Below are 5,448 nucleotides of genomic sequence, written 5' to 3'. Positions count from 1 at the left end.
GGCGTCGAGCTCGGTGAGCACGTCGGCGACCCCGTCGGCCTCGGTGAACCGCACCCGCGCCAGGTCCGGTGCGGGCCGCCTGCCGATGGCGTTGATGATGGCCTCGCGGACCTCCTGCCGATGGCTGAACACGAGAACGGTCGTGGTCGGGGTGCTCATCAGCGTGCTCCTCGCTGCTCGACGATCGGCTCACGGCGCTGTGGTGATGTCGCTGCCGGTGATGTTAGCCGCCGCGCGCCGCCGAACAGTAGATGCGTCCGTTCCGGCCTGCTAAGACCCGTCGTGCTCGGCGAGTTGCAAGGCTTCCCAGCCGAGCGCGCGGCCGCGCAGTCGTTGGGCCAGGCTCGCCATCCGCGAGCTCTCCTGTGAGCAATGCAACGCATCGAGTTTCTGCGCACGCTCCGCGAACAAGGCGACCGTGCCCGCCGTTGCATCCCCGTCGGATGCGCTCTCGTCCGCGGCCGGTGCGTGCCGGAGCCGCCAGCCGTCCTGTTCCAGCAGCTCACCGGCTTGGTCCACGGATTCCTGCGGCAGCCGCAAGTGGTGGCGCAGCACCGCGGGACGTTCCGCGGTCCACCGCTCGGAACGGGCGAGCACCGCCGATGCGGCCTCCGTGTCGTCGAACGCCCGCACCACGATGACCAGGCTCGGATCGTCCAGTGCGGGTGCGGCGGGCTCCTGCGACCGCCGCCAAAAGGCCAGCCGGGGCAGAAAACGCCCGAAATTCATCACAGCGGGTCACCTCCAGGTCGCGATCTGATCACCCGGACGGCACGCCCCGGACCCGAGGGCGCACGCGAAAATCGCGGGAGACATAATGCGTCGCGTGACAACGGCAGCGCCCTCAATCAGTTCACGTGTGCACTCGCTGAACCGGCCGAACATGGTCAGCGTGGGCACCATCGTTTGGTTGGCCAGCGAGCTGATGTTCTTCGCTGGGCTCTTCGCCATGTTCTTCACGGTGAAGGCGCAGAACGAGGGCGAGTGGCCCCCGCCGCCCAGCGAGCTCAACCTCGCCTACGCCCTCCCGTTCACCGTGATCCTCGTGGCCTCCTCGTTCACCTGCCAGTGGGGGGTGTTCGCGGCCGAGCGCGGGGACGTGTTCGGCCTCCGCCGCTGGTACGTGGTGACCCTGATCATGGGCGCGATCTTCGTGCTCGGACAGGCCGGGGAGTACTACACGCTGGTCACCTCCCACCACACGACGATGGCTTCGTCGGCCTTCGGCACGGTCTTCTTCATGACGACCGGCTTCCACGGCTTGCACGTCATCGGCGGGTTGATCGCGTTCGTGTTCCTGATCATGCGGACGCGGCTGAGCAAGTTCACCCCCGCGCAGGCCATCGCCGCGATCGTCGTGTCCTACTACTGGCACTTCGTGGACATCGTGTGGATCGGACTGTTCGCCGTGATCTACCTCGTTCCGTGACCCGACGGCCGCATCGGCCGCCACGTAACACCCGAACCTGACAGCAAGGGTTGCCGCACTCATGACCACCATCAAGAAACGGAAGCGCGCGGGGTCGAAGTTCCGGCGCAGGCTTTCCGGTGCTCTCGCGCTCGGGATCGCGCTGGTCGGCGCGGGCGGGCTGTACACGGTCCTGACCCCCGAGCCGCAGACCGCGCACGCGGCGGCGGACCCGGCACTGGTCAGGCAGGGCGAGCAGCTCTACAACAACGCCTGCATCAGCTGCCACGGCGCGAACCTGGGCGGGGTCAAGGACCGCGGGCCGAGCCTGGTCGGCGTCGGCGAGGCAGCCACGCACTTCCAGGTCTCCTCCGGCCGGATGCCGATGGTGCGGCAGGAAGCGCAGGCGACGCGCAAGCCGCCGAAGTTCGACCCGGAGCAGATCGACGCGCTGGCCGCCTACGTGCAGACCTACGGCGGCGGGCCGCAGAGCCCGGACCTGGCCAACGCCTCGGCGACCGGTGACTCGGCGCGCGGCGGCGAGCTGTTCCGGCTCAACTGCGCCTCCTGCCACAACTTCACCGGCCGCGGCATCGCGATGTCGTCCGGGAAGTTCGCGCCGAACCTCGACCCGGCCAGCGAGCAGCAGATCTACGAGGCCATGCTCACCGGCCCGCAGAACATGCCCAAGTTCTCCGACCGGCAGCTCACGCCGGAGGAGAAGAAGGACATCATCGCCTACGTCAAGTCCGTGACCGAAAGCAACAACAGCCCCGGCGGCAACTCCCTCGGCGGCTGGGGTCCCGCCTCGGAGTTCATCATCGCCTGGGTCGTCGGCCTCGGTGCGCTGATCGGCATCACGCTGTGGATCGGAGCCAGGGCATGAGCGAGAACGAGAGCCCGCAGGGAGAAGGCGGGCACACCCCCAAGCGGGAGTACACCGAAGCCGAGCTGGCCGAGATGAGCCGCGACGAGAAGATGCGGCTCGGGCTGGCCCTCGACGACGTCGAGCTGGTCAGCTACCAGGACCCGTGGCCGGTGCAGGACACCCGGGCCGAGCGCCGCGCCGAGCGCGCCGTCGCCGCCTGGTTCGCCCTCGCCGGGTTCTCCGCGCTGGCGTTCATCGTGGTGTTCATCTGGTGGCCGTGGGAGTACGTCAGCCCGCAGGAGGGCGGCGCGGCCTACCTGCTCTACCACCTGTACAACCCGCTGGTCGGCCTGTTCCTCGGGTTGTCGATCTTCGCGGTCGGCGCCGGTGTGGTGATGTACACCAAGAAGTTCATCCCGCACGAGGTCGCCGTCCAGCAGCGCCACGACGGGCACGGCTCGGACGAGGTGGACCGGCAGACCGCGACCGCGATCCTGGCCGACGCCGGCGACCGCAGCGGTTTCGCGCGGCGTTCGCTGATCCGCCGCTCGCTGGGCTTCGGCGCCGGGGCGCTCGGGCTGGGCACCGGCGTGATCGCGATCGGCGGGTTCATCAAGGACCCGTGGGCCACCGCGGGCCCGGACAACCTCGAGCACACCGCGTGGTTGCAGCACAAGCCCGGCGAGAAGGTCTACCTGCGGCGCGACACCGGCGATCCGCACGACGTGTCGCTGCTGCGCCCGGAGGACATCGACGCGGGCGGGTTCGAGACGGTCTTCCCGTTCCGCGAGGCCGACCGGCACAACGAGGAAGAACTGGCCTCGGTGCTGCGGCGCTCCGACGCCCCGGTGATGCTCATCCGGCTGCGGCCCGGCAGCGCCCCGGTCCGGCGCAAGGGCCAGGAGGACTTCAACTACGGCGACTACTACGCGTACTCGAAGGTGTGCACGCACGTCGGCTGCCCGACCTCGCTGTTCGAGCAGCAGACCGGCCGGCTGCTGTGCCCCTGCCACCAGTCGCAGTTCGACGTGGTCAACACCTACGCCAAGCCGGTGTTCGGTCCGGCCACCCGCCCGCTGCCGCAACTGCCGATCACGGTTGACGAGCAGGGATACTTCGTGGCCAAGCACGACTTCATCGAGCCGGTCGGGCCAGCGTACTGGGAGCGAAACGCATGAGTTCGATCACGACGCCCACGAAGCCGGAGAGCAAGCTCTACCGGCAGGCGGCGGACGCGGCCGACCAGGCCGACCTGCGCTACAACATGGCGCCGGGCATCCGCCGCCAGCTCAACAAGGTCTTCCCGACGCACTGGTCGTTCCTGCTCGGCGAGATCGCGCTGTACACCTTCATCATCCTGATCCTCACCGGGATCTACCTGACGTTGTTCTTCGACCCCTCCATGGAGGAGGTCACCTACCACGGGGTGTTCCGGAACCTGCAGGACGTGGAGATGTCCAAGGCGTTCGCCAGCACGCTGGACATCTCGTTCGAGGTGCGCGGTGGCCTGTTCATCCGGCAGCTGCACCACTGGGCGGCGCTGCTGTTCGTCGCCGGGATGATGGCGCACATGTTCCGGATCTTCTTCACCGGTGCGTTCCGGCGCCCGCGTGAGGGGAACTGGACGATCGGCGCGCTGCTGCTGATCCTGGGCATGTTCGAGGGCTTCTTCGGCTACTCGCTGCCGGACGACCTGCTCTCCGGCACCGGCGTCCGCGCCACCATGTCCGGCATCGTGCTGTCCGTGCCGGTGATCGGCACCTGGGTGCACTGGGCGCTGTTCGGCGGCGAATTCCCCGGCATGGTGATCATCCCGCGGCTCTACATCCTGCACGTGCTGGTGCTGCCCGGGATCATGCTCGGCTTGATCGCGGTGCACCTGGCGCTGGTCTGGTACCAGAAGCACACCCAGTTCCCGGGGGTGCGGCGCAAGGAGAGCAACGTCGTCGGCATCCGCATCCTGCCGACCTTCGCGCTCAAGAGCGGCGCGTTCTTCGCGCTGACCACCGGCGTGCTGGCGATCATGGGCGGGGTCTTCCAGATCAACCCGATCTGGAACCTCGGGCCGTACATCGCCTCGCAGGTCTCCGCGGCCTCGCAGCCGGACTGGTACCTGATGTGGGCGGACGGGATCTTGCGGATCTGGCCCGCGTGGGAGCTCTACATCGGGCCGTACACGGTGCCGCCGGTGTTCTTCTGCGGCGCCCTCGGCATGGGGATCCTGTTCACGCTGCTGATCAGCTACCCGATGATCGAGCGCAAGCTGAACAAGGACGACGCGCACCACAACCTGCTGCAGCGGCCGCGGGACGTTCCGGTGCGCACCAGCCTCGGCATGATGGCGCTGTCGTTCTTCCTGGTGCTGCAGCTGTCCGGGATGAACGACGTGATCGCGTTCGAGCTGAACATCTCGCTGAACGCGATGACCTGGATGGGCCGCATCGGGCTGCTGCTGCTGCCGCCGATCACCTACTTCTTCACCTACCGGATCTGCCTGGGCTTGCAGCGGGCCGACCACGAGGTGCTGGAGCACGGTGTGGAGACCGGCATCATCAAGCGGTTGCCGCACGGCGAGTTCATCGAGGTGCACCAGCCGCTGGGGCCGGTGGACTCGCACGGCCACCCGGAGGAGCTGCCGTACCAGGGCGCTCCGGTGCCGAAGAAGATGAACAAGCTCGGCGCCGCGGGCACTCCGGTCGCGGGCAGCTTGCTCAAGCCGGACCCGGCCGAGGAGACCGAGGCGCTGGAGCGAGCGCACGCGGAGAACGAGCGCCGCGAGCGCGAGGAGCTCGAGTAACGCGAACTCGTCTCGGGCAGGCAGCAGCAGCCGACCGAGTAAGCCGATCGCGCACTCGCGGCCCGGCATCCCGAAACGGGGTGCCGGGCCGCACTGCGTTCGACCCCCAAGCGTCCGGAGTGAACGGACCGTTCGACCAATCCAGTGGGGCGAAGAGGCCGTGCACTCCGAACGGCGGGGATCAGTTGGTGGCGGGGTAGGGGTTGCGGGCCTGGGTGGCGCGGTCGAGCCAGTCGCGCCAGGACGCGGCCGAACCCGCGGGCTCCGCCCACTGCTGCGAACAGCGGACCATTCGGGTGCCTCCGGTGGTGAGCCAGCGGTGCACCGCCCGCACCTCGTCCGCCGGTGCACCGCGCAGCGGGCCGGCTCCCGGTC

General features: G+C 68.6%; 5 protein-coding genes and 1 pseudogene. 4 read left to right on the top strand and 2 right to left on the bottom strand.

The annotated features are described in order from the left end of the window. Positions 1–270 precede the first annotated feature (270 nt). Positions 271–729 (bottom strand): hypothetical protein, encoded by a 459-nt coding sequence (locus IJH84_RS05605; protein ID WP_295141102.1) that lies wholly within the window; start codon positions 727–729, stop codon positions 271–273. 88 nt (positions 730–817) lie between these two features. On the opposite strand from IJH84_RS05605, the gene IJH84_RS05600 reads away from it, so the two are divergent. The 4 genes from IJH84_RS05600 (at position 818) to IJH84_RS05585 (ending at position 5,073) form a co-directional block, all read left to right on the top strand. Next, the gene (locus tag IJH84_RS05600) at positions 818–1,429 is read left to right on the top strand and encodes a heme-copper oxidase subunit III (protein ID WP_200071212.1); all 612 of its coding nucleotides are present in this window, start codon (positions 818–820) and stop codon (positions 1,427–1,429) included. Between the two features lie 61 nt (positions 1,430–1,490). Then, complete coding sequence (locus IJH84_RS05595) at positions 1,491–2,294, top strand: cytochrome c (RefSeq protein ID WP_200071213.1); 804 nt, start codon at positions 1,491–1,493, stop codon at positions 2,292–2,294. Beyond that, on the top strand, positions 2,291–3,454 hold the full coding sequence (locus IJH84_RS05590; RefSeq protein ID WP_200071214.1) for a ubiquinol-cytochrome c reductase iron-sulfur subunit: 1,164 nt from the start codon (positions 2,291–2,293) through the stop codon (positions 3,452–3,454). The genes IJH84_RS05595 and IJH84_RS05590 overlap by 4 nt, the downstream gene beginning before the upstream one ends. Next, entirely contained in the window at positions 3,451–5,073 is a 1,623-nt protein-coding gene (locus IJH84_RS05585; RefSeq protein ID WP_295141095.1) for a cytochrome bc complex cytochrome b subunit, read from the top strand. The genes IJH84_RS05590 and IJH84_RS05585 overlap by 4 nt, the downstream gene beginning before the upstream one ends. A gap of 181 nt (positions 5,074–5,254) precedes the next feature. Here the strand turns inward: IJH84_RS05585 and IJH84_RS05580 are convergent. Next, positions 5,255–5,448 (bottom strand): annotated as a pseudogene (locus tag IJH84_RS05580) (hypothetical protein); the annotation flags it as partial.

It is taken from the genome of Saccharopolyspora sp. (assembly GCF_017434145.1).
Taxonomy (GTDB): Bacteria; Actinomycetota; Actinomycetes; order Mycobacteriales; family Pseudonocardiaceae; genus Saccharopolyspora_C; species Saccharopolyspora_C galaxeae.
The sequence above is the reverse complement of the archived record's forward strand: the minus strand, read 5'-3'. Positions and strand labels throughout refer to the sequence as shown.

Coding starts and splice junctions, on each gene's coding strand:
- IJH84_RS05605 (WP_295141102.1), bottom strand. CDS start 729: ATGAATTTCGGGCGTTTTCTGCCCCGGCTGGCCTTTTGGCGGCGGTCG.
- IJH84_RS05600 (WP_200071212.1), top strand. CDS start 818: ATGCGTCGCGTGACAACGGCAGCGCCCTCAATCAGTTCACGTGTGCAC.
- IJH84_RS05595 (WP_200071213.1), top strand. CDS start 1,491: ATGACCACCATCAAGAAACGGAAGCGCGCGGGGTCGAAGTTCCGGCGC.
- IJH84_RS05590 (WP_200071214.1), top strand. CDS start 2,291: ATGAGCGAGAACGAGAGCCCGCAGGGAGAAGGCGGGCACACCCCCAAG.
- IJH84_RS05585 (WP_295141095.1), top strand. CDS start 3,451: ATGAGTTCGATCACGACGCCCACGAAGCCGGAGAGCAAGCTCTACCGG.